Origin of the sequence: Veronia pacifica (genome assembly GCF_001707825.1) — a bacterium.
In the GTDB taxonomy this organism is placed as follows: domain Bacteria; phylum Pseudomonadota; class Gammaproteobacteria; order Enterobacterales; family Vibrionaceae; genus Veronia; species Veronia pacifica.
The window spans coordinates 1-745 of the sequence record NZ_LYBM01000114.1; the positions used below are offsets into that span (position 1 = coordinate 1).

The window sequence follows — 745 nt, forward strand, 5'->3', positions numbered from 1 at the left end:
ATATCTATTAAAACAATTAAAATTTAATATGTATTTAAAAAAACCAACAAAAAATAAAGTAGTGTAATTACTTGATTAAATTGAAAATGAAAATCAATAATCAAACAAACCTAAAGTAAGATCATGAGTGTAAGAAGTGCACAATCCAACTATTTCACTTCACCTCTCAAAGGTGAAAGCATCAGTTAAAACAACTGCATTGTCCAACTATTTCTTTTAATGGCATAGTCAATGTCGACAATCAATAATTGAGAAACTGTAAGCACGCCTTCATTTCTGAGACCTGCATCTTAACTCGTCTTCATAAAATGATGTGATTTTTTCTTGGTCTGAGTAAGAAAACCATTTTTTATCGTCTTTCTCAAAGTGCAGACATACAGATAAACGAAAAAAGCCCCGACCGTTATGGTCAGGGCTTTTCTGTTTTTTCTTTCATCTTCATGGGAAGAAAAAAGGGAATTTGAAGCCTGGCGATGTCCTACTCTCACATGGGGAGACCCCACACTACCATCGGCGCTGTTGCGTTTCACTACTGAGTTCGGCATGGAATCAGGTGGGTCCACAACGCTATGGTCGCCAAGCAAATTTTGAGGCTTTATCCCGCTGGCTATAAAAACCGCTCGCTGCGTTCGTTTGCTCTCTCACTCAGTTATGTACAGATGTACACGCCTTCGCTCGACTCACAAACCGCCTTGCTATCGCTTTTTATCCCTGCGCTGTTTCTGCGCTAGCCGGATAAGTCCAT

General features: G+C 39.3%; 1 rRNA gene. It reads right to left on the reverse strand.

Going from position 1 to position 745, the window contains the following annotated elements:
* Nucleotides 1-465: 465 nt before the first annotated feature.
* Nucleotides 466-581 (reverse strand): 5S ribosomal RNA (gene rrf / locus A8L45_RS23355).
* Nucleotides 582-745: the final 164 nt, after the last annotated feature.